The organism is Micromonospora echinofusca (assembly GCF_900091445.1).
GTDB lineage: Bacteria > Actinomycetota > Actinomycetes > Mycobacteriales > Micromonosporaceae > Micromonospora > Micromonospora echinofusca.
On sequence record NZ_LT607733.1, the window covers coordinates 142,035 to 163,560 of the forward strand.

The 21,526-nt window shown below is 74.2% G+C and carries 17 protein-coding genes; 10 read left to right on the top strand and 7 right to left on the bottom strand.

The window, feature by feature from the left end; all coding sequences use genetic code 11:
- Positions 1 to 164 precede the first annotated feature (164 nt).
- Positions 165 to 974, top strand: coding sequence for a lysophospholipid acyltransferase family protein (locus GA0070610_RS00710; RefSeq protein ID WP_231926141.1), 810 nt, complete (start codon positions 165 to 167; stop codon positions 972 to 974).
- 142 nt (positions 975 to 1,116) lie between these two features.
- On the opposite strand, the gene GA0070610_RS00715 is transcribed toward GA0070610_RS00710, so the two are convergent.
- The 3 genes from GA0070610_RS00715 to GA0070610_RS00725 form a co-directional block, all read right to left on the bottom strand.
- Positions 1,117 to 1,992 carry an HAD family hydrolase gene (locus GA0070610_RS00715; RefSeq protein WP_088998226.1) on the bottom strand — a complete coding sequence of 292 codons (876 nt, stop codon included), beginning with the start codon at positions 1,990 to 1,992 and terminating at the stop codon, positions 1,117 to 1,119.
- Between the two features lie 121 nt (positions 1,993 to 2,113).
- Positions 2,114 to 2,986 carry a DUF5667 domain-containing protein gene (locus tag GA0070610_RS00720; protein ID WP_089003189.1) on the bottom strand — a complete coding sequence of 291 codons (873 nt, stop codon included), beginning with the start codon at positions 2,984 to 2,986 and terminating at the stop codon, positions 2,114 to 2,116.
- A gap of 287 nt (positions 2,987 to 3,273) precedes the next feature.
- Positions 3,274 to 4,233, bottom strand: a complete 960-nt coding sequence (locus tag GA0070610_RS00725) for an ECF subfamily RNA polymerase sigma factor, BldN family (protein WP_088998227.1) — start codon at positions 4,231 to 4,233, stop codon at positions 3,274 to 3,276.
- A 554-nt stretch (positions 4,234 to 4,787) separates the two neighbouring features.
- Here GA0070610_RS00725 and GA0070610_RS00730 point away from each other — a divergent pair.
- From GA0070610_RS00730 to GA0070610_RS00740, 3 genes are read left to right on the top strand one after another with little or no spacing between them, the layout of a single operon-like run.
- A complete protein-coding gene (locus GA0070610_RS00730) occupies positions 4,788 to 6,494 on the top strand; it encodes an AMP-binding protein (protein ID WP_089003190.1) in 1,707 nt (568 codons plus the stop codon).
- Positions 6,487 to 6,738 (top strand): glutaredoxin family protein, encoded by a 252-nt coding sequence (locus GA0070610_RS00735; protein WP_088998228.1) that lies wholly within the window; start codon positions 6,487 to 6,489, stop codon positions 6,736 to 6,738. The genes GA0070610_RS00730 and GA0070610_RS00735 overlap by 8 nt, the downstream gene beginning before the upstream one ends.
- Before the next feature lie 35 nt (positions 6,739 to 6,773).
- Positions 6,774 to 7,424 carry an HAD family hydrolase gene (locus tag GA0070610_RS00740; RefSeq protein WP_088998229.1) on the top strand — a complete coding sequence of 217 codons (651 nt, stop codon included), beginning with the start codon at positions 6,774 to 6,776 and terminating at the stop codon, positions 7,422 to 7,424.
- 111 nt (positions 7,425 to 7,535) lie between these two features.
- On the opposite strand, the gene GA0070610_RS00745 is transcribed toward GA0070610_RS00740, so the two are convergent.
- Together GA0070610_RS00745 and GA0070610_RS00750 are read right to left on the bottom strand one after the other, a co-directional pair.
- A complete protein-coding gene (locus tag GA0070610_RS00745) occupies positions 7,536 to 8,189 on the bottom strand; it encodes a response regulator transcription factor (RefSeq protein WP_088998230.1) in 654 nt (217 codons plus the stop codon).
- Between the two features lie 22 nt (positions 8,190 to 8,211).
- Positions 8,212 to 9,513 carry a sensor histidine kinase gene (locus tag GA0070610_RS00750; RefSeq protein WP_088998231.1) on the bottom strand — a complete coding sequence of 434 codons (1,302 nt, stop codon included), beginning with the start codon at positions 9,511 to 9,513 and terminating at the stop codon, positions 8,212 to 8,214.
- Positions 9,514 to 9,913: 400 nt separating this feature from the next.
- Between GA0070610_RS00750 and GA0070610_RS00755 the strand changes: the two genes are divergently transcribed.
- The 6 genes from GA0070610_RS00755 to GA0070610_RS00780 all read left to right on the top strand — a co-directional run bounded on the left by GA0070610_RS00755 (position 9,914) and on the right by GA0070610_RS00780 (position 17,029).
- Positions 9,914 to 10,684: a redox-sensing transcriptional repressor Rex gene (locus GA0070610_RS00755; protein WP_088998232.1), complete on the top strand. Its 771-nt coding sequence runs from the start codon at positions 9,914 to 9,916 to the stop codon at positions 10,682 to 10,684.
- The gene (locus GA0070610_RS00760) at positions 10,681 to 12,129 is read left to right on the top strand and encodes a glutamyl-tRNA reductase (protein ID WP_231925865.1); all 1,449 of its coding nucleotides are present in this window, start codon (positions 10,681 to 10,683) and stop codon (positions 12,127 to 12,129) included. The genes GA0070610_RS00755 and GA0070610_RS00760 overlap by 4 nt, the downstream gene beginning before the upstream one ends.
- A complete protein-coding gene (gene hemC, locus GA0070610_RS00765) occupies positions 12,126 to 13,121 on the top strand; it encodes a hydroxymethylbilane synthase (RefSeq protein ID WP_088998233.1) in 996 nt (331 codons plus the stop codon). Before GA0070610_RS00760 ends, hemC begins: the two co-directional genes overlap by 4 nt.
- Entirely contained in the window at positions 13,118 to 14,698 is a 1,581-nt protein-coding gene (locus tag GA0070610_RS00770) for a bifunctional uroporphyrinogen-III C-methyltransferase/uroporphyrinogen-III synthase (RefSeq protein WP_088998234.1), read from the top strand. The genes hemC and GA0070610_RS00770 overlap by 4 nt, the downstream gene beginning before the upstream one ends.
- Before the next feature lie 19 nt (positions 14,699 to 14,717).
- On the top strand, positions 14,718 to 15,701 hold the full coding sequence (hemB, locus tag GA0070610_RS00775) for a porphobilinogen synthase (protein ID WP_088998235.1): 984 nt from the start codon (positions 14,718 to 14,720) through the stop codon (positions 15,699 to 15,701).
- Positions 15,702 to 16,522: 821 nt separating this feature from the next.
- A complete protein-coding gene (locus GA0070610_RS00780) occupies positions 16,523 to 17,029 on the top strand; it encodes a helix-turn-helix domain-containing protein (RefSeq protein WP_231925866.1) in 507 nt (168 codons plus the stop codon).
- Positions 17,030 to 17,094: 65 nt separating this feature from the next.
- Here the strand turns inward: GA0070610_RS00780 and GA0070610_RS00785 are convergent, their stop codons facing one another.
- Together GA0070610_RS00785 and GA0070610_RS00790 are read right to left on the bottom strand one after the other, a co-directional pair.
- Entirely contained in the window at positions 17,095 to 20,373 is a 3,279-nt protein-coding gene (locus tag GA0070610_RS00785; protein WP_088998237.1) for a lamin tail domain-containing protein, read from the bottom strand.
- A gap of 97 nt (positions 20,374 to 20,470) precedes the next feature.
- Positions 20,471 to 21,487 carry a GNAT family N-acetyltransferase gene (locus GA0070610_RS00790; RefSeq protein ID WP_088998238.1) on the bottom strand — a complete coding sequence of 339 codons (1,017 nt, stop codon included), beginning with the start codon at positions 21,485 to 21,487 and terminating at the stop codon, positions 20,471 to 20,473.
- Positions 21,488 to 21,526: the final 39 nt, after the last annotated feature.

Here is a 21,526-nt window from a genome sequence, read left to right on the forward strand (position 1 = left end):
CGCCGGGCGCGGAGCCTGCTCGGGCGAACGGACACCACCCCGCCACGCCCGACGAGCCCGACCCGGCGGCCACGGACGAGGCGGTCGCGGCGCCGGCACCGGCGGGCGGGCCGGCGGTACCGGACCGGCCCGGCGACCACTGGGACCGCAAGGTCGCCAAGGGGCTGGCGTTCCTGCGTCGCCGGCTCTCCGGCGACTACGAGGTCGACGAGTTCGGCTTCGATCCCGACATCACGGAGGCGGTCTTCCACCCGCTGCTGCGGATGCTCTACCGGGACTGGTTCCGCACCGAGGTCGCCGGCCTGGAGCACGTGCCGGCCGAGGGCGCTGGCCTGGTGGTCGGCAACCACTCCGGCACCGTGGCGCTGGACGCGCTGATCCTCTCGGCCGCGCTGCACGACCAGCACCCGGCCCGCCGCTACCTGCGGCTGCTCGGCGCCGACCTGGTCTTCCGGATGCCGGTGGTCTCCGAGATCGCCCGCAAGACCGGCGGGACGGTCGCCTGCAACCCGGACGCCGAGCGGCTGCTCGGCAACGGCGAGCTGGTCGGCGTCTTCCCCGAGGGCTTCAAGGGCATCGGCAAGCTCTATTCCGACCGCTACAAGCTGCAACGCTTCGGTCGGGGCGGGTTCGTCTCGGCGGCGCTGCGCACCGGCACGCCGATCGTGCCGGTCGCCATCGTCGGCGGCGAGGAGATCTATCCGATGCTCGCCGACATCAAGCCCCTGGCGCGGCTGCTCAAGCTGCCCTACTTCCCGGTCACGCCGACGTTTCCCCTGCTGGGGCCCCTCGGCGCGGTGCCGCTGCCGAGCAAGTGGCTGATCGAGTTCTGCCCGCCGATCCCCACCGCCCACCTGATGGACTCCGCCGACGACCCGCTGGTCGTGTTCAACCTCGCCGACCAGGTGCGGGAGACCATCCAGCAGACCCTGCACCAGCTGCTGGAGCGGCGCCCGGACCCGTTCGGCCCCTGAGGGGCGCCCGCCCGTCGCGCCGGACCTCGGCGGCCGGCGGTACATTCCCCTCGCCTCGATACCACACAGGTATATTTATGCCGCTCAGGTATCAGCGTTCCCGGCGGCAGTGGTTCGGCAGCTTCGCGAGCCTTCCACGCCGTCAGCCGTCGCGGCGGCGACGGTGCAGCGCCAGCCCGGCGGTGACCGCCCCGGCGACCAGGCCGGCCGCCGCGGTGGACGGTACGGCGATCTTGACGGCGCGGCGGCCGGTGCGGAAGTCGCGGACGTCCCAGCCGCGCTGCCGGGCCTCCCTGAACAGGGCGGCGTCCGGGTTGACCGCCACGCCCCGGCCCACCATCGAGAGCATCGGCAGGTCGTTGCACGAGTCGCTGTAGGCGGTGCAGCGGCCCAGGTCGAGCCCCTCGACAGCGGCGAGCTGGGAGACCGCCTCCGCCTTGGCCGGGCCGTGCATCAGGTCGCCGACCAGCCGACCGGTGTACGCGCCGTCGACGATCTCGGCGACGGTGCCGACCGCGCCGGTCAGGCCCAGCCGCGCGGCGATCACCCGGCCGATCTCCACCGGCGCCGCGCTGACCAGCCAGACCCGCTCGCCGGCGTCGAGGTGGCGCTGGGCGAGCTGGCGGGTGCCGGCCCAGATCCGGGGCGCCATCAGCTCGTCGAAGATCTCCTCCGCTAGGCGTTCCACGTCGTCCACCCGCCAGCCTTCGACGAAGGCGAGGGCGGCCTCCTTGGCCTGCGACATGTCACCGGCGTGCTCGGTGGCGAGCAGTCGGAACCGGAGCTGCTGCCAGGCGAACCGGGCCAGGTCGGTGGTGGTGAAGTAGTTGCGCGCGGCGAGGCCCCGGGCGAACCAGTAGATCGACGCGCCCCGCATCATCGTGTTGTCGACGTCGAAGAAGGCCGCCGCGCTCGGATCCGGTGCCGGGGGCGCCAGGGGCGCCAGGTCGGTCTCCGCCCAGCCGGCGGTGTGACCGTGGGCGTCGGTACTGACCGTCACCTTGCGGCTGCGGGCCACGCGACCTCCCTCCGCTCGACGTTTGCCTCCCGCGAGGGTAGCCGGGCCCGGGTGACGGACGTCCGCCCCACGGGTGAACTGTGGCGCGGACGTCTCGGCCGGTCCGGTGCGGCGGGACGGGTCAGCGTTCGCCGGGGCAACTCGCCGGTGCCGGGCCGAGGGCGTCGCTGCCGGCCGGCGCGGGCAGGCCGCAGGCGATCGCCGCGCGCAGCGCGTCGGAGCGCTTGCGGGCCGCGTCGAGCAGGGCGAGGGAGCGGCGGGTCCGGTCGCGGTCGGCCCGGCCGGCGTCGTCGAGGAGCCCGCCGACCGCCCGGCGCTGGCCGGTGAGGAAGGAGTTGATCGCGTCCAGGGCCGCCGGGTCCGAGCGCTGCGCCGCGGCGGTGGTCAGCAGGCGTACGCCCTGGCGGGTGTCGGCGTCCATGTCGTCCAGCACGGTGCTGAAGCCGGCCTCGTCCCCGCGCAGTGCGGCCGCCTCGGCGAGCCGGGTGCGGGCGAAGTCCAGGAACAGCTGGCCCCGGCTGACGTCCGAGCTGGCCAGCGCGAGCTGGGCGCGTTCGGTGGAGCGCTTCATGCCGTACAGCGCGTCGCCGGGGACGGCGTTCTCGCTGGCGGCGGAGATGCCCGAGAGGGCGACGGCGCCGGCGGCGACGCCGACGAGGATCGCGCCGCGGGCGCGGGCCCGGCGGGCGGTCACCGCCGGTAGCAGCCGGCTGCGGCCGGCGTCGGCGGCGCGCCGGGAAGACGGCTCGGCTGCCGGTGCGCCGATGCCCTCGCGCTCGGCCGTGGCCAGCAGCATCGCCCGCAGTCCCGTACGGAACTCCGGGTCCACCTCCACTGCGGGCGGGGCCACAGCCAGCCGTCGACCAACCGCGACGAGCGCGGTCAACTGGTCGTCGGCCCGGGAACGGACGTGGTGTCGCCGGCCCCCGTTGGCCTCGTCGAGAAGCTGCGCGAAGCGCTCCGCGCGCCGACGGGAGAAGAGGTTGCTGTCCACCGCGGGCACCTCCTCTCGCTGGTCGCGGCCGGTCGGCCGCTGTCGTCGACAGCGACCGGTGACGGCGGGACACCACTGACGAGGCTCGTGGCCGGCCGCACTGCCGGACCTCGGGGGCCCGGGGATGCCGGGGCCACCACCGGTCGCACCCGGAGAAACGGTCCGCACCGGACATGGGTTACGGGGCCGGCGGCGGCGAAATCACGGAAAGTGATCGGCGACACGGGGGTACGACGGCGCTGAGCTGCGCGTACATCCATCGATGCACGGCGGTCTCCTGCACGGGACTACGGTTGGAAGCCGTCCGGCAGCAGCCGGGCCAGCGCCCGCACCGCGCGGTACTGGAGAGCCTTGATCGCGCCCTCGTTCTTGCCCATCGTGCGGGCCGTCTCGGCCACGGAGAAACCCTGGAGGAAGCGGAGCACGATGCACTCCTGCTGCTCCGGGTTGAGTTGCTTGACGGCGCCGAGCAGGGCCACGTTGGTGATGTGCTCGACGACCGCCGCCTCCGGGCTGCCCTCGGGGCCGCGGTCCTCGCGGTCGGCGTCCAGCACGTCCCCGGTGGTGACCTCCAGGCGGTAGCGGCCGGACTTGAAGTGGTCAGCCACCAGGTTGCGGGCGATCGTGACCAGCCAGGCGCCCAGGTCGCGCCCCTGCCAGGTGAAGCTGCCGATCCGCTTGAGGGCGCGCAGGAAGGTGTCGGAGGTGAGGTCCTCGGCGAGCTGGCGGTTGCCCACCCGGAAGTAGACGAACCGGAAGACCGTGTCGACGTACCGGTCGTAGATCAGCCCGAACGCCTCGGACTCGCCGGCCTGGGCCCGCTCGACCAGCCCCCACACCTCGGTGGCGGGGTCGGACGGGTCGGGACGGCTGGGGAAGCCCGTCGAGGCGTTGACCGGCGCGGGGGCGGCCGGCACCGCCGGGAGCACCGCCGTCTCCGGGCCCGACTCGTCGGGCACCTTGGCCGGCTCGGTGGTGCGGCGACCCTGCGCCGGCATGGTGGGTCGGGCGGGGACCACGACTCGGCCGCCGGCCGGCTTCGCGTTGCCGCCCGGTGTCGCGGAGCGTGGCGGTGGCTCGTTCTGGTGCGGCCGGTTGCGGGTCCGGCTCGACGCGCCGTCCCCCCGTACGACGAGGTTGCCCGTGTCGTCCAGCGGGCCCCGCGCGGCGGGCCGCTCGTTGACCGCGCCGCGGATCGCCGGGTTGGTCAGGCCGGCCGGCCGTTCCGCGTATCCGAAGGTGGTCACCGCGCCGCCTCCGTCCCGCCGACCGGCCGTGCCGGCCGGCGCGTCGCCGTCGTGGCCCGGCCGGCAGGGCCGGGCAGGGCTGGCTCGGGGTGTGCCGACGGGCGGCAGATCCCCTTGAGGTGCTGGTCCAATGCGCTCACAGGCACGGGGGCCTCCTCGGGCTGAGGGGTGTCGACTCACGGCAAATGGGGTGAGCCGACCCGAGTGATGATAGGGCCAACGTCACCCACGCGTGGCAAGTCCGTTACACAGGGCGGAAGTATTTCCCGCCGCGTCGCACAGCTGGCGGACCGGTTGTCCGTCGTGTGCGGTTGACTTTCGGATTGCGGCGTGATTGCGAAGAGAATTCCAGGTCAGTGCGTCGTTCCGCCGCACCGGGCGGGGCGCCCGCGCGACTGTCGTGTCAGGACCGTCGTACGCGCCCGGCGGGCCTGGGCGTGTCCCGTGCACGGGACCGGTGCCGTCCCGTCCGCGTGCCCCGCTCGTCCCGTGGGTGGGACTTCCCCGGGTCGGCGGTGCCGCCCGCCGCGACGCTGCACCGGCCCTCGCCGGGCATGGCCCACAGGCCCCGCGCTGTGCCAGACTCAGCCACCGTGCAGGACGCAACCGACAGTTCCGCCTCGACCCTCGTCGAGCGGCTCCACCGGGCGGCCACCGCCGACGGCGACCGACCCGCGCTGCACTGGGGCGACCGGACCGTCACCTGGTCCGAGTTGGACGCCTCGGTGACGGCCACCGCCCACGCCCTGGTGGCCCTGACCGGGCTGGGCCCCGCCGCCGACCGGCACCCGCCCCGGGTCGCCGTGGCGCTCGGCAACTCGCCGGACTTCGTGGTGGCCTTCCTGGCCGCACTGCGCGCCGGGCTGGTCGCGGTGCCGGTCAACCCCGGCCTCACCGCCCCCGAACTGCGGCACGTGCTGGCCGACTCCGGCGCCTCGGTGCTGATCGGCACCGAGCGGGTGCGCGATGTGGTCGCCGACGTCGCCGGGGACCTGCCCGCGCTCGTCGCCGTGCACACCGCGCCGCCGGTGGCGCCGGCCGGCCCGCCGTTCCCCGACCGGGGCGGCGACGACCTGGCGCTGCTGCTCTACACGTCCGGCACCGAGGGGCGGCCGAAGGGCGCGATGCTGACGCACCGGGCGCTGGCGGCCAACCACGAGCAGGTCGGGCGCATCGACCCGCCCGTCGTCGGTCCTGACGACACCGTGCTGCTGGCGCTGCCGCTGTTCCACGCGTACGGGCTGAACACGGGGCTCGGCGCCGTCGTCCACCATGGCGCGACCGGGGTGCTCGTCGACGACCCGGGCCCCGACGCGGGACTGGCCGAGATCGCCCGGCACCGGGTCACCGTGCTGGTCGGCGTACCGTCGATGGTGGCCGCCTGGTCCACGGCGGACGCCGCCGCCCTGGCCGCGGCGACGGCGTCGGTCCGGGCCGTGGTCTGCGGCGCGGCGCCGCTGGAACCGGCCGTCGCGGCCCGCTTCGCCGAGGCCGCCGGTCGCCCGGTGCACGTCGGGTACGGCCTCACCGAGACCGCCCCGGTGCTGACCTCCACCCTGGTCGGCGGGGAGCCGAAGCCCGGCTCGATCGGCCGGCCGCTGCCCGGCGTCGAGCTGCGTCTGGTCGGGTCCGACGGGTCCGACCTGTGGCGCGACGGCGTGGCCGAGCCGGAGGACGACGCCGACGAGCTGGACCTCTCCGACGTCATGCCCGGCACCGACCCGGGCCAGGTGGTGGTGCGCGGGGCCAACGTCTTCGCCGGCTACTGGCCGGACGGCCGGGGCGGCCCGGACGCCGACGGCTGGTGGCCCACCGGCGACGTGGCGTACGCCGACTCCGACGGCGACCTCTTCCTGGTGGACCGGATCGGCGAGCTGATCCTGGTCAACGGCTTCAACGTCTACCCGCACGAGGTCGAGCTGGTGCTCCGCGCGCACCCGGGGGTGGCCGAGTCGGCGGTACTGGGTGTGCCGCACCCGCGCACCGGCGAGACTGTCCGGGCGTACGTGGTGGCGGTGCCGGGGGCTGCGGTGACCGAGGCCGAACTGCTCGCCCACTGCGCCCGCAACCTGGCCCGGTTCAAGTGCCCGACCGCCGTCGAGTTCGTCGACGAGTTGCCGCACTCGGTGATCGGCAAGGTACGCAAGACCCTGCTCCGGCCGGCGCCGTCCCCGCCCCCGGTGCCGTCCCCGGCGGCGTCGCCGGAGACCCGTACGTCGGCCCCGGCCGGCACCAGCACGACGGAGGAGACCGATGCGTGAGCCCCGACTCGCCCTGATCACCCGCCCCGGATGCCACCTCTGCGACGAGGCGAAGGTGGCGCTGGACCGGGTGGTGGCGGTCACCGGGGACCGGTGGATCGAGAAGGACGTCACCGACGACATCGAGCTGGAACGCGAGTACGGCGACCGGCTGCCCGTGGTGCTGCTCGACGGCAAGGAGCACGGCTACTGGCGGGTGGAGGAGGAGCGGCTGCTGCGCGACCTGACCACCCCGCAGCTCTGACGAGCCATGTCCGGCCCGGGCGCTAGGGTGCTCGGATGACCCCTGCGCGCAACCACCTGGTGTGGGACTGGAACGGCACCCTGCTCAACGACCTGAGCCTGGTGGTCGCCTCCACCAACGTCGCCTTCGCCAGCGTCGGCGGGCCCGCCGTGACCGCCGACGAGCACCGGGTGCGGTTCCGCCGGCCGATCGCCGACTACTACGCCGAGGTCCTCGGCCGGGCGGTCGACGACGACGCGTTCGGCCGGCTGGACCGGATCTTCCACGACGCGTACCGCACGGGGCTGACGACCTGTGAGCTGGCGCACGACGCAGGCGTCGCGATGGCGGCCTGGCCGGGCAGCCAGTCCCTGCTGTCCATGTGGTTCCACGAGGAGCTGGTGCCGACCGTGCACACGTACGGGCTCACCGGGCACTTCGTCCGGGTGGACGGGCTGCGGGCGAGCGTCGGCGGGGACCGCAAGGCCGAGTCCCTCCGGCGGCACCTGACGGAGCTCGGCGTGGACGGCCGGGACGTGGTGCTGATCGGGGACTCCGTCGACGACGCCGACGCCGCCGTGTCGGTGGGGGGCCGCGCCGTCCTCTACACCGGCGGGTTCACCGACCCGGCCCGGCTGCGCGCCTCCGGCCACCCGGTCGCCGACACCCTCAGCGAGGCCGTCGGCCTGGCGGCCACGCTGCCCTGACCGGCCCGGGCGGGTCCGCGCGGCGCCGACGGCGGGTGCGCCCGCTGCCCGGCCCAGGCGAGTGCCCCGGCCGCCCACTGCTCCGTCGACGGTGCCGCACCGGGTGCCGGGTCAGTTGCGCAGGTAGGCCAGCACGGCCAGGACCCGGCGGTGCTGCTCGGTGTCGGGCGGGAGCTGGAGCTTGGTGAAGATGTTCCGCACGTGCTTCTCGACGGCCCCGTCGGTGACCACCAGGGTCTTCGCGATCGCCGTGTTGGAGCGGCCCTCGGCCATCAGCGCGAGCACCTCGCGTTCGCGCGGGGTGAGTTCGCGCAGCGGGTCGTCGCGCCGGCGCCGCGCGAAGAGCTGCCCGACCACCTCGGGGTCGAGCACCGTCCCGCCGCCGGCCACCCGGTCCAGCGCGTCGAGGAACTCGTCGATCGCGGCCACCCGGTCCTTGAGCAGGTAGCCGATCCCGCCCCCGCCGCCGCCGGTGGTGGCGAGCAGGTCGTCGGCGTACGACACCTCGACGTACTGGGAGAGGACCAGGATCGGGGTGCGGGGCACCAGCCGGCGGGCCTCCACCGCCGCGCGCAGCCCCTCGTCGGTGTGCGACGGCGGCATCCGGACGTCGACGATCGACACGTCCGGCCGGTGGGCCACCACCGCCGCCACCAGCGCCTCGCCGTCGGCCACGGCGGCCACCACCTCGTGCCCACGCTCGGTGAGCAGGCGTACCAGCCCCTCCCGGAGCAGCACCGCGTCGTCCGCGATCACGATCCGCATGCGCCTGTCTACCACGTGCGGCTCACAGCGGGAGCTCCGCGCGGATCCTGGTGGGGCCACCGGCCGGGCTGGTCACGGAGAGCCGGCCGCCGGCGGCGCGGACCCGGTCGGCGATGCCGACCAGCCCGTGCCCCTTGGCCAGGTGGGCGCCGCCCTGCCCGTCGTCGTCGACGTCGACCTCCAGCCGCCCCTCGTGCCGGGCCACGGTGACCTGGCACTCGGTCGCGCGGCTGTGCTTGGCGACGTTGGTCAGCGCCTCGGACACCACGAAGTAGGCGGTGCTCTCGACCGCCGGGTCGAGCCGGCCGGCCGGGCTGCCCAGCTCCGGGTCGAGCCGCAGCTCGATGGGGATCAGGCCGCGCCCGGCCAGGGCGGCCAGGGCGCTGGGCAGCCCCCGGTCGACCAGGATCGGTGGCGCGATGCCCCGGGACAGGGCGCGCAGCTCGGCGAGCGTCTCCCGGGTCTGGGTGACCGCCTCGTCCAGGGTGCGTCCGGCGGCCTCCGGGTCGACGGCGAGTTGCTGGCGGGCCCGGCTGAGGTCCATCGCCAGCCGGACCAGGCGCTGCTGCGGGCCGTCGTGGATGTCGCGCTCCAGCCGGCGCAGCGCGCTCGCCTCGGCGGAGACGGCGGCCCGTTTCTGCTCCTCCAGCACGGTGATCCGGTTGCGCATCTCGGCCACGCCGGTGAGCAGGGCGCGGCCGAAGCTGGCCTGGAGCAGCGCGCAGCCGCGCGCCACGATCGGCAGGGTGATCAGGAAGAACAGCCCGATCGCGGTGTGCAGGCCGATCCGCGCGATGGTCGAGTCGCCCAGGCCGAGGAGTTGGGGGAGGCCCACGTCCTCCGGGTCGCCGTGCGGCAGCGCCCAGTCGTACGCCCAGTAGAGCGTGCCGGCGACGGCGCCGGCCCACCAGACCAGCGTGACCACGAAGGTGACGATGGCCACGATCAGCTTGAGGATGCCGTGCGCCAGGTCGAGCCAGGACTGCGCGTCCCCCATCGGCACGAAGATGCGCCGCCAGGCGCTCGCCCCGGGCTCGGCGAGCCGGTACTGGGGGCGGATGCGGGCCTGGTGCAGCACGGCGGGGAGGCGCAGCCGCTCGATGTCGGCGAGGCCCCGGGCGGCGTAGAGGGTGCCGCTGAGGATCGGCAGGCCGATCACCGTCACGACCAGCCCGAGCCCGGCCGCCAGGCCGACCAGCAGGACGACGAAGCTGGCCAGGGCCAGCGGGAGGCCCAGCAGCACGTAGCCGGAGTCCAGCAGGAGCTGGCGGGAGATGGTCGGCGCCGGCACGGGCTGGTCGGCGGCGACGGGTACGGCGGTCATGCCACGAGGCTAGGCAGAACGGGGTGGCCGGCCCATCCCGTCGGCCCGCCTCTGCGGCGTAGGGCTGGCCCTACCGTGACCGGATCGTGGGCGAGCCGTGGGTCGCGCGATTGGTCAGAGAAGTCTTAATTGAGCAATAATCGGCGCGGTCAGCGCCAACGGCACCGCCCGGAGGCCGGGCGGCGGCCGGCGGAGGCCGCTGGATCGATCTTGCGGAATGGAGGGGCTGGTGAAGCCGCGTCGCGAGCTTTCAAGATCGCGATTTGTGCACGCCTTCACAAGCGCCTACTCTGTAGTTCCGACGCGCCCTGCTAGCACAGCCGGCAATCTCGGTCGCCAGCGGGAGTCCCGAAACGGCCGGCCGGTGGAGTTGGCCGAGGATCGCACCGCACGGAGTCTCATGAGTCAGCACCGTCACCCTGGCGCGCCCGGCCGCGCCGGTGCCGTACCGGCGCTCCCGGATCTGCCGGAGGCGACCGTCGCGCGGCTCCCGGAATACCTCCGTGCCCTGCACAATCTCGCCGAAACCGGCCACGAGACCGTGTCCAGCGAGGGTCTGGCCAGCGCCGCCGGCGTGAACTCCGCGAAGCTCCGCAAGGACCTCTCGCACCTCGGCTCGTACGGCACCCGTGGCGTCGGCTACGACGTCGGGCTGCTGATCGACCAGATCGAGTACGTGCTCGGGCTCACCCAGCGGCGGGCCGTCGCCCTGGTCGGCGTGGGTAATCTCGGTCACGCCCTCGCCGGCTACGACGGCTTCGTCAGCCGTGGCTTCCGGATCGCCGCGCTCTTCGACGCCGACACCGCGCGGGTCGGCGAGGAGATCAACGGGCTGGTCGTCCGACACATCGACGAACTGCCCCGCGTCGCCGCCGCGGAGGCCATCGCCATCGGCGTGATCGCCACCCCCGCCTCGGCCGCCCAGGCGGTGGCGGACCAGCTCGTGGCCGTCGGTGTGACGAGCATCCTGAACTTCGCCCCGTGCGTACTCTCGGTCCCGGAGGGGGTCGACCTGCGCAAGGTCGATCTCGCCATCGAGCTGCAGATCCTGTCCTTCCACGAGCACCGCAAGGCATCGCTGACCGCGCTCCCCGCCACCGGTGGGTCCGCCCTCACCGCCCTGCCCGGGGGGCTCGCCGTCACCGACCCGCAGGAGGCGATCGGCACGTGAAACTGCTCGTCGTCGGCGCGTCCTACCGCACCGCTCCCGTCGCCACGCTGGAGCAGCTCGCGGTCGGCCCCGCAGACCTCACCCGCACCCTTGACCGGCTGGTCGCCCAGCCGTACGTGACCGAGGCCGTGATCGTCTCCACCTGCAACCGGGTGGAGGTCTACGCCGCCGTGTCCGGCTTCCACGGCGGCCTCGGCGACATCTGCGCGGTGCTGGCCGAGCAGGCCGGCTGCCAGCCCGCCGCGCTCGCCAACCACCTCTACGTGCACTTCGACGCCGCCGCCGTGGACCACGTCTTCCGCGTCGCCGCCGGGCTCGACTCGATGGTGGTCGGCGAGGCGCAGATCCTCGGCCAGCTCCGGGACGCCTACCATTCCGCGACCGGAGCCGACACCGCCGGGCGGCTGCTGCACGAGCTGATGCAGCAGGCGCTGCGGGTCGGCAAGCGGGCGCACGCGGAGACCGGGATCGACCGGGCCGGCCAGAGCGTGGTGACCGCCGCGCTGGAGCTGGCCGCCGGGCACCTCGACGGTGACCTCGCCGGCCGTCCCGCGCTCGTGGTCGGTGCGGGCGCGATGGGGTCGCTGGGCGTCGCCACGCTGTCCCGGCTGGGCGCCGGGCCGCTCACCGTCACCAACCGGGGCACCGACCGGGCCGTCCGGCTGGCCGAGGCGTACGGGGCCGGCGCGACGCCGATGGCGGAGCTGACCACCGTGCTCTCCACAGTGGACATCGTAGTGGCCGCCACCGCGGCTGCCGAAGCGGTCCTCACCCGTGAGGTGGTGACCCGGGCGCTCGCCCGGCGCGACCCCGAGCGGGGGCCCCTGGTCCTGCTCGACCTGGCCGTACCGCGCGACGTGGAGGCCGGCGTCGCCGAGCTGCCCGGCGTCGAGGTCATCGACATCGACCGGATGGCGGCGCTGCTCGCCGACGGGCCCGCCGCCACCGACGCCGCCGCCGTCGAGCGGATCGTGGTCGGCGAGGTCGACGCCTTCCTCACCTGGCTGCGCGGCGCCGACGTGGCGCCCACGGTGGCGGCCCTGCGCGGCCGTGCCGACGACGTGGTGGGCGCCGAGCTGCGCCGCCTCGCCCAGCGCCGTCCGGACCTCACCGACGACCAGCGCGCCGAGGTGGCCCGTACGGTGCACCGGGTCGTGCAGCGGCTGCTGCACCAGCCGACCGTGCGGGTCCGCCAGTTGGCGGCCGAGCCCGGCGGCGACCAGTACGCGGCCCTGCTGCGCGAGCTGTTCGACCTCCAGGTGCCGCAGACCTCGCCCGTCGACAACGTCCCCGACATCGGGGCCGGCGACGCCGCGCCGCCGTTCGGCCTGGCCGACGTTCCGCCGCCCGTCGGCCTCGCCGACGTTCCGCCGCCCGTCGGCCTCGCCGACATTCCGCCGTCGACGCGCTCCGCCGACGTCCCGCCCATCGGAGGTGAGCGATGAGCACGCCCCTGCGCCTCGGTACCCGCGGCAGCAAACTGGCCATGGCCCAGTCCGGCCACGTCGCCGAGGCCCTGACCGCCGCCACCGGCCGGCCCGTCGAGCTGGTCGAGGTGGTCACCGCCGGCGACCGCTCGTCCGCGCCGGTGCACCGGCTCGGCGTCGGCGTCTTCGTCTCCGCCCTACGCGACGCGCTGACCGCCGGCACGATCGACTTCGCGGTGCACTCCTACAAGGACCTGCCCACCGCCGCGGCGGCCGGGCTGCACGTCGCGGCGGTGCCGACCCGGCAGGACCCGCGGGACGCGCTGGTCGCCCGGGACGGCCGTACCCTCACCGAGCTGCCCTCCGGCGCGACCGTGGGCACGGGCGCGCTGCGCCGCATCGCCCAGCTGCACGCCCTCGGGATGCAGCTGGAGGTCACCCCGATCCGCGGCAACGTCGACAGCCGCCTCGCGCGGGTGCTCGGCCCGGAGGCCGACCTCGACGCGGTCGTGCTGGCCCGGGCCGGGCTGGCCCGGCTCGGGCGGACCGATGTGATCACCGAGACGCTCGACCCGATGCTGATGCTGCCCGCGCCCGCCCAGGGCGCGCTGGCGGTGGAGTGCCGGGCCGACGACACCGACCTGGTCGAGCTGCTCGCCGTGCTCGACCACGCACCGTCCCACGCCGCGGTCGTCGCGGAGCGGGCGCTGCTGGCCACCCTGGAGGCCGGGTGCTCCGCCCCGGTCGCCGCCTACGCCGTCGTCGCCGAAGGCGAGCCAACCGGCTCGGGTGCCGAGGGCGATGTCGTCCAGGAGATCTATCTGCGCGGGGCGGTGATCAGCCCGGACGGTACGAGAGACCTCCGGCTGTCCCGCACCGGAACGCTCGCCGACGCGGCGGAGATCGGCAAGGCACTCGCCGCCGAACTCCTCGACCTCGGCGCCGACTCGATCCTCGGCCACGATGGACACGCCGGCCCGGGGACCCAGCAATTTGGGAGCACAGAATGACCCGCACCCGTAAGCCCGTAGGCCGCATCGCCTTCGTCGGGGCCGGTCCCGGCGACCCGGGCCTGCTGACCCGCCGGGCGCACGACGCCCTGGTCGACGCCGACCAGGTGGTGTACGACCGGGGAGTCCCCGAGTCGCTGCTCGACGCCGTGCGCGCCCAGGCCAGGTCCGACGCCGAGTTCACGCCGGCGGAGGGCGCGCCGGGTGACGTGGCGAAGGTGCTGATCTCGGCGGCCCGCTCCGGGCTGAACGCGGTGCACCTGGTCGCCGGCGACCCGTTCGGCCACGACTCGGTCGTCAAGGAGGTGCAGGCGGTCGCGCGGACCGCCGCGCACTTCGAGGTGGTTCCCGGCGTCGGCCAGGCCGAGGGGGTGGCGACCTACGCGGGCGTGCCGCTGCCGGGCGTACGGACGGCGGCCGACGTCGAGGACGTCAGCACGCTGGACTTCGACGCGCTGGCCGCCGCCGTGCGCCGGGGCTCGCTGGCCTTGGCCGTGGACGCCGGTGACCTCGCCGCGATCCGCGACGGGCTGCTCGCCGCCGGCGTGGAGGGCACCACCGGCGTGGGGGTGACCGGGGACGGCACCGGCGAGACGCAGTACACCACCACCTCGACCGTCGACTCGTTCGTCGCGGCGGCGCTCGGCTTCACCGGCCGGGTGGTGCTCACCGTCGGCGAGGGCGTGGGCCAGCGCGACAAGCTGAGCTGGTGGGAGAACCGGCCGCTGTACGGCTGGAAGGTCCTCGTGCCCCGCACCAAGGAACAGGCCGGCGTGATGAGCGCGCGGCTGCGCGCGTACGGGGCCATCCCCTGCGAGGTGCCGACGATCGCGGTCGAGCCGCCGCGTACCCCCGCCCAGATGGAGCGGGCGGTCAAGGGCCTGGTCGACGGCCGGTACGCCTGGGTGATCTTCACCTCCGTCAACGCGGTCCGCGCGGTCTGGGAGAAGTTCGCCGAGCACGGCCTGGACGCCCGGCACTTCGGCGGCGTGAAGATCGCCTGTATCGGCGAGGCGACCGCCGATGCCGTCCGCGCGTTCGGCATCCAGCCCGAGCTGATCCCGTCGGGCGAGCAGTCCTCCGACGGGCTGCTGGCCGAGTTCTCGCCGCACGACGAGATCCTCGACCCGGTCGGCCGGGTGCTGCTGCCGCGCGCCGACATCGCCACCGAGACCCTCGCCGCCGGGCTCACCGAGCGCGGCTGGGAGGTCGACGACGTGACCGCGTACCGGACGGTCCGGGCCGCCCCGCCGCCCGCCGAGATCCGGGACGCGATCAAGTCGGGTGGCTTCGACGCGGTGCTCTTCACGTCCAGCTCGACGGTGCGCAATCTGGTGGGTATCGCGGGGAAGCCGCACGCCCGTACCGTCGTTGCTGTGATCGGGCCCAAGACGGCGGAGACCGCGACGGAGTTCGGCCTGCGGGTCGACGTCCAGCCGCCGCACGCCTCGGTCCCCGATCTGGTGGAGGCGCTCGCCGCCTACGCCGTCGAGTTGCGCGAGAAGCTCGCCGCCATGCCGGCGAAGCAGCGCCGTGGCTCGAAGGTGCAGGGGCCGACCGCCCTGCGGTTCCGGTAGTCGTAGCAGGAGGTCCGTGATGCCGTACCCCGAGATCCGGCCCCGCCGGCTGCGCCGCAACGCGGCCGTCCGGCGGCTGGTCTCCGAGACCCGAGTCGACCCGGCCGAACTGGTCGTGCCGATGTTCGTCAAGGAGGGGTTGACGGAACCGCGGGCGATCGCGTCGCTCCCGGGGGTGCTCCAGCACTCCCGGGACTCGCTCCGCAAGGCCGCCGCCGAGGCGGTCCAGGCGGGCGTCGGCGGCATCATGCTCTTCGGCGTGCCGGAGCAGCGGGACCCCACGGGCTCCGGAGGCATCGACCCGGACGGCATCCTCAACGTCGCGATCCGAGACGTCGTCGCCGAGGTGGGCGACGCCACGGTCGTGATGAGCGACCTCTGCCTGGACGAGTTCACCTCGCACGGGCACTGCGGCCTGCTCACCCCCGGCGGCGACGTGGACAACGACGCCACGCTGGAGGCGTACGCCGGGATGGCGGTGGCCCAGGCCGCCGCCGGGGTCGGGGTGGTCGGGCCCTCCGGGATGATGGACGGCCAGATCGCGGTGGTACGCCGGGCGCTCGACGCCGCGGGCCACCAGGACGTGGCCGTGCTGGCGTACGCCGTCAAGTACGCCTCGGCCTTCTACGGCCCGTTCCGCGACGCGGTGGAGTCGGCGCTGGAGGGCGACCGGCGCACCTACCAGCAGGACCCGGCGAACCTGCGGGAGTCGCTGCGCGAGGTCGAGCTGGACGTCGCCGAGGGCGCCGACATGGTGATGGTCAAGCCGGCTCTGCCGTACCTCGACGTGGTGGCGGCCGTCCGCGCGGCGGTGGACGTCCCCGTCGCCGCCTACCAGGTCTCCGGCGAGTACGCGATGGTCGAGGCGGCCGCCGCGAACGGCTGGATCGACCGGGAGCGGGTCATGCTGGAGACGCTCACCTCGATCCGCCGGGCGGGCGCCCAGATCATCCTCACCTACTGGGCGGTCGAGGCCGCCCAACTCCTCCGCCAGCGCTACTGACCGCCGCCCCGCCCCGCCGGGACCCGCCCCGCCCCGCCCCGCCCCGGGCCGGGTCGGGTCGGTTTGGGTCGGGCCGGGTCGGGTCGGGTTGAGCGGCGCTGGCGGGCTCTGCGCTGGTGCTTGTTGCTGCCGAGCGGCGCGCTTTCGGTGCCTCGCCCGCAGCCTCAGGTGTCGGTGTGCCACCCCATTGGCGCTGCCCCGGCACCCGCTTGCTTGCCGGAAACGGCCGAACGTTCGTCACGGTAAGTGATATCGCTGCGCTCGAAGGTCAGTGACCTCCGGACGCTTTGCTCTGCAGCCATATACGCACCGGCGACACCCGGTGACTGTTGCGTATATGGCTGCAGAGCAAAGCGCGCGCGGAGGTGGGTGGCTCCGCAGCGAGCCGGAAGATAGAACTGCTGGTCAGGCCGTTTCGACTATTGGTGAGGTCGCTGAGGGTCGCTTCGAGGCGAAGGATGCAGTTACGCAGAGTAGGAATTGGGTGGGAGCTCACTTCTGTTACTGCGAGTCACTCTTTAACGGGCGAGGCCGGTTTGCTGCGGTGTGGCGTCGGGCAGTGGGTTTTCCACAGGCGGCTGGGTTATCCACAGGCGGCGCGGGTGGGATTGCGGGAGGGCGCGGCAGCGGGGGAGCGTGACCGGATGACCGCCCTACCCGCAGAACCGGCGAGTGGCCGGCCCCTGAATCCCGCCGCCGGGACGGACTCCGCCGTCGCGCCCGGCTCCGTCGCGCCCGGCGCTGAAGCCGTCGCGCCGGGCTCTGAGGCCGCCGCGCCGGGTCCTGAGGCCGCCGCGTTGAGCTCACGTGAGCAGTCGGTGATGTTGACCGAGCCGTTCGACACGCCGTGGCCGGCTGCGGGCATCGTCCGGGCGGTGCGGCGGTACGCCAGCCTCAGCCAGCGGGAGCTGGCCCGGTGGGCCGGGGTGAACCACTCCACCGTCGGGCGGATCGAGGCGGGCCGGTTGGTGCCGAGCATCCTGCTCCTGCGCCGCATCATCGGGGTCGCCGGCTTCCGGCTGGCCGTCGTCGACGAGTTCGGGCGGGTGCTGAAGCCGATGCGGGACTGGCAGGACACCCGGGACGGGGCGGGGCGTCGCTATCCCTCGCACCTGGACACCATCCTCGACCCCGAGCCGGGCGAGTGGTGGGCGGACGTCTACGGGTTGGCCCGCCCGCCGGAGACGTTCTACCGCGACCGCAGGGTCCGCGACGCCATGCGGCGGCGCAGCCAGTGGGAGGTGCGGGTGGCGAAGTACCGCAGCGTGCCCCCGCCACCGCGTGTGCCCCCACCGCCGCGGCTGCCCGACCCACGCCTTCCGTGGTGAGCGAACGGCCCGCCACCCGGGAAACTCCTGGGCGGCGGGCCGTCGGAACGTGCTCCGGTGCGACGTCAGTCGTCGTCGGTGATGGTGCCCACGGCGAGGGGGCCCGCCAGGCGCAGGCCCGGCACGCCGGCCACCACCAGGTTCACCTTCTCGTCCGCCTCCCGCTTCCGGTCACCGCGCACGGTCACCGGGAAGTCCAGCGACGTCTGCCCCGCCGCCAGGACCTTGCATCCGACGTACGGGTCGTAGTCGGCGCCGGCCTGGGCGGTGGTGCCGTACGTGGCGGCGCAGAGCAGCACCGGCTGCGACAGCGGGCGCGACACGGTGACCGTGAAGGTCAGCGGCCGGGTGCCCCGGTCACCCTCGACAACCGACGCGTCGCCGACGCTCAGCGACGCCCGGGAGCGGAAGCGGGCCACCTGCGGGTCGTGGTCGCTGGAACCCCGGCTGCCGTCGGCCGCGTGGTCGGCCGGCCAGTCGGCGTTGACGTGCGCCGCCCGCATCTGCACCAGGTCCCGGTGCAGCGCGCCGTTGACGAACAGGTGGTCCAGCGTCTGCGCCTGCCCCTCGAAGCTGTACGAGTAGGCCGACGACGGCGCGTCGGCGAGCAGGTCGTCCCAGAGGTTGCGCATGCCCGCCTCGTACAGCGGCCCGAGCTGGTCCGACGGGGTGGGGTCGGCCGCCGTGGCGATGGGGTCGTCGGGGCGGGGGAAGACGTTCAGGTCCCCGCCGTAGACCACCCGCGCGTGCGGGTCCGACGCCTCGATCGCGGTGACGATCGCGGCGCCGTACGCGGCCTGCTCCCGGCGCTGCCCGACCCGGCTGTCCGGCCCCGACGAGTAGTGGTTGCTGGCGGCCCACAACGTGTACCGCTCGGCGGAGCCGGGCGCGGCGGCGACGGTGAACTTGCCGAGCTGCGGGGCGCGCGTGAAGACGTTGTTTCCGTCCTTGCCGGTGGAGGTGTCCACGTCGGCGGGGAGCACCGCGTTGAGCGCCTTCGGGTTCTGCACGTCCGCGTTGCCCGGCAGCCCCGCCCCCCGGTACCCGACCGTCGGCGCCGAGCCCAGCAGCGGGTCGGCGGCGGTGGGCGCCGCCAGCGACACCCGGTCGGTGCGGAACAGGAACGCCGCGGTGATGCCCCGGGCGTCCGCGCCGGTGCGGTCGTACGCGGCCTGGTAGGCCGGGCCCCCGGCTGCGGCGATGGCCAGCGCCAGGTCCTGGAGGCTGTCCGGTGCGCCGTCGGCGTTGTCCGTGCTGCCGCAGACCAGTTCGGTGCCGGAGACCGAGCAGATGTCCTGGTCCTCGGCCTCCTGCACCAGGATCAGGTCGGGGGAGTGCAGGTCGGTGGTGATCTGGTCGGCCAGCGCGACGAGCTGCTCGCGGTACTCCTGCTCGCTGCCCGGGACGTAGTCGAACGGCGGGCGCACCCCGGTGCAGCCGGCGTTGCCGGCGAAGTCGCAGCCGTCGAACGGGTCGTCGCGGTAGTCGTACAGGTTCTCGACGTTGTAGGTCGCGACCGCGACCTCCTCCGAGCGGTTGGCCGGCTTCGGCGGGCTGTTCTTCGACGGGTCGGCCCCGCCGGTGAACGCGGCCGTCTCGACCTGCACGCCGTACTTCTCGAACGAGTAGTAGAGCCCGCCGACCGCGTCGGCGGTCAGCGTGTCGAACGTGCGCGCGGGCGGGAGCAGCGCGGCGCTGTCACCCGTGGCGCCCTTGACGCCCATGCTGCCGAGCAGGACGCGCTGCCCGTTGCCGTCGTCGAAGCGGCGGGTCGGGTCGTTGTCCAGCGGGTGCGCGTCCCGGAACACCCGGCGGGCGTACGCGTCGGCGCGGTCGAGCAGCGGGTCGTCCCGGTCGATCACGAAGATCTCGGCGTCGGCGGTGGAGGCGAAGACGTTGCGTCCGCTCACCGCGCCGCTGCCGGCGCGTACGCGCAGCCGGGCGCCCTCGTGCCGCTCGAAGAAGCGCTGTGCCGCGGCCACCTCGACCGGCGGCACCGCGTCGGTCACCTCGACCTCGGCGTCCACGTCCACCCCCGAGGCGATCCGGCGCACCAGCGACGCGCCGGAGAGCTGGGTGAAGTTGTAGTACTCGGAGACGCGGGCGCGCAGCACCACCTCGTCGCCGACCGTCGGCACGTAGCCGCCGATCAGCGAGGTGAACGAGCCCATGAAGACGAAGATGCCGTCCGAGCTGGTCGGGTCGCCGTCGGTGGCGTCGGAACGGCTCTGGAGGAAGAAGCCGTGCTGGTCGCGGCCCGACGAGTCGCGGGCCAGGGTGCGCTGGGTGATCACGCCGCGTACGTCGTACAGCGTGCTGCTGGTCCCGTTGCCCGTGGCCGGCGCGAGCGGCGACCGGTCGGCGGGGCCGGACTCGGCGTCGGTGGTCGGGCCCTGCACCTCGCCGACGGTCAGCTCCCGGGTCACCTGCACGGCCAGCGTGCAGGTGGCGGTGCCGCCGTCCGCGTCGGTGGAGGTCAGCACCACGGTGTACGCCCCGGCGGCCAGGTCGGCGCTCGTGGCGACCGTGGCCCGGGCGGTGCCGCCGACCGCGTCGGCGGGCGTGACCGCCGAGCGGCTGACGGAGCCGGTGGCCGGGGTCGGGCTGACCGAGGTGACCGCCAGGTCGACGATGCGGTCGTCGGTGTCGGTGGCGGTGACCTCCCGGGTCGCCGCCGTGCCGGCCGAGGTCACCAGGGCCGGGCCGCAGGCGAGCGTGGCGGGCGTGTCGACCGGCCCGCCGCCGTCGACGGCGTGCGTGCCGAGGCCGTCGAACGTGTCGACGGGGAAGCCGGCCCACTGGGCGGCCGGGTCGAACGCGTCGGAGGGGTCGGTGTCGCCGGACGTCACGGCCGCCGACCGGCGCAGCGTGTTGTCGGCGGTGCTGGTGACGCCCGTGCCCCACTCGGTGCCCGGGTCGACGCCGACCTGGCCGATCGAGTCGAGCACGGTGCCGCCGCGACGCAGCACGATCGCGTCGTCGCCGTTGAACAGGCTGGCACCGGTGGTCTGGTCGGCCCGGTCGAGGATGGCCGGTGCGGCCGAGGCGGCGGCGAGGACGAAGACGTCCCCGGCCGCGACGGTGCCGGTGAGGGTCAGGTTGGTCGGCGTGGTGGAGCCGTTGAAGTGCAACTGGAGCTGGTAGCCGCCGGCGGCCAGGTCGACGGCGGCGCCCGTGCCGTTGAACAGCTCGATCGCCTTGTTGTTCGACGAGCCTTCGACGTATTCGGAGATGAAGAGGTCGGTGGGCGCGGCGCTGGCCGCGGTGGGTGCGACGCCGACGGCCGTGACGGTCACGGCGGCGGTGGCGGTCGCGAGCGCGGCAAGAGTGCGGCGCGGGCGCATGAGGCCTCCACGATGGGTGGACGGGGAACTAACGCACGTTAAGGGTCGCTGCTTACCCCCGTCCATCCCCCAGCGGACGGATTCGTGAACGTTCCGGTCAGCGTCCGGCGTCGAGGCGGTGCACCAGCTCAGCCACGTCGATGCTGTATTCGCACCATTCGCGGTCCGGGCGGTAGCCCAGCTCGGCGTTGACCTTGAGCATGGCCTCGTTGGCCTGCGCGTTCCAGGTCTGCACCTCGGCCAGCTCCGCCTCCGCCGAGCGCAGCTCCATCAGCATCCGGGCCTTGATCGCCCGGTCGATGCCGTAGCCCCGGTGGTCCTGCACGACGATCGTGTCGTACTGGTCGGCGCGGGTGGGATGCTGGACCGGCACGACCACCTCGGTCAGCCCGGCCACCTCGCCGGTCTGCTCGTGCAGGGCGAGCACGATGTAGGGCTTCATACCCCGCCGGTGCAGGCAGTCCAGGCTGTCCCGCAGCCGCTCCGGGTCGTAGGAGCTGGGGCGCAGTTCGCCGTCCTCGACGTCGCGCACCTCCGCCTTGGCCCGGGCGTACGCCTCGATCAGCTCGTCCGGCGGGCCGCCCGGGTGGAACTGGAGGTGGTAGCCCGCGCCGATGCCGGTGGCCATCTCGGCCAGCTCGGCCCAGTCCACCCCGGACAGGTCCAGCACGCTGCGGGTCTCGACGTATTCCTTGGAGAAGCCGAGCGACTCGTAGAAGGCGACGGCCGGCGTGTCGCCGACCACCTCCACCCCGATCGACTGGAAGCCCTCCTGGTAGACCCGTCGGGCGGCGGTCAGGACGAGGTCCCGGCCGAGGCCCGTACGCCGGGCCGAGGGGTGCACCAGCACCTCCAGCACGCCGATGTCGCCGAGCAGCAGCACGTGCACGTGGCCCAGGATCGCCCCCGGGCTGCCGTCGGCCGCCGGTTCCGTCTGGGCGACCCAGGAGATCCGCCGTTCGCCGGGCATGACCTCGGCGAGGTATTCCCGCATGGAGCTCTCCCGCCACGGCGGATCCTGCGGCAGATCGACCGCCAGGACCGCGTTCAGCGTGTCCAGCAGCGACGCGATCTCGGCGGACGACGCGGTCCTGGGGTCCCACTCGCGCACCATCACCCGTCTAGCTTGCCGCTAACCGCTGCCCGGGGGAAG

Coding starts and splice junctions, on each gene's coding strand:
- GA0070610_RS00730 (WP_089003190.1), top strand. CDS start 4,788: ATGGCCCACAGGCCCCGCGCTGTGCCAGACTCAGCCACCGTGCAGGAC.
- GA0070610_RS00735 (WP_088998228.1), top strand. CDS start 6,487: ATGCGTGAGCCCCGACTCGCCCTGATCACCCGCCCCGGATGCCACCTC.
- GA0070610_RS00740 (WP_088998229.1), top strand. CDS start 6,774: ATGACCCCTGCGCGCAACCACCTGGTGTGGGACTGGAACGGCACCCTG.
- GA0070610_RS00745 (WP_088998230.1), bottom strand. CDS start 8,189: ATGCGGATCGTGATCGCGGACGACGCGGTGCTGCTCCGGGAGGGGCTG.
- GA0070610_RS00750 (WP_088998231.1), bottom strand. CDS start 9,513: ATGACCGCCGTACCCGTCGCCGCCGACCAGCCCGTGCCGGCGCCGACC.
- GA0070610_RS00755 (WP_088998232.1), top strand. CDS start 9,914: ATGAGTCAGCACCGTCACCCTGGCGCGCCCGGCCGCGCCGGTGCCGTA.
- hemC (WP_088998233.1), top strand. CDS start 12,126: ATGAGCACGCCCCTGCGCCTCGGTACCCGCGGCAGCAAACTGGCCATG.
- GA0070610_RS00770 (WP_088998234.1), top strand. CDS start 13,118: ATGACCCGCACCCGTAAGCCCGTAGGCCGCATCGCCTTCGTCGGGGCC.
- hemB (WP_088998235.1), top strand. CDS start 14,718: ATGCCGTACCCCGAGATCCGGCCCCGCCGGCTGCGCCGCAACGCGGCC.
- GA0070610_RS00780 (WP_231925866.1), top strand. CDS start 16,523: ATGTTGACCGAGCCGTTCGACACGCCGTGGCCGGCTGCGGGCATCGTC.
- GA0070610_RS00785 (WP_088998237.1), bottom strand. CDS start 20,373: ATGCGCCCGCGCCGCACTCTTGCCGCGCTCGCGACCGCCACCGCCGCC.
- GA0070610_RS00790 (WP_088998238.1), bottom strand. CDS start 21,487: ATGGTGCGCGAGTGGGACCCCAGGACCGCGTCGTCCGCCGAGATCGCG.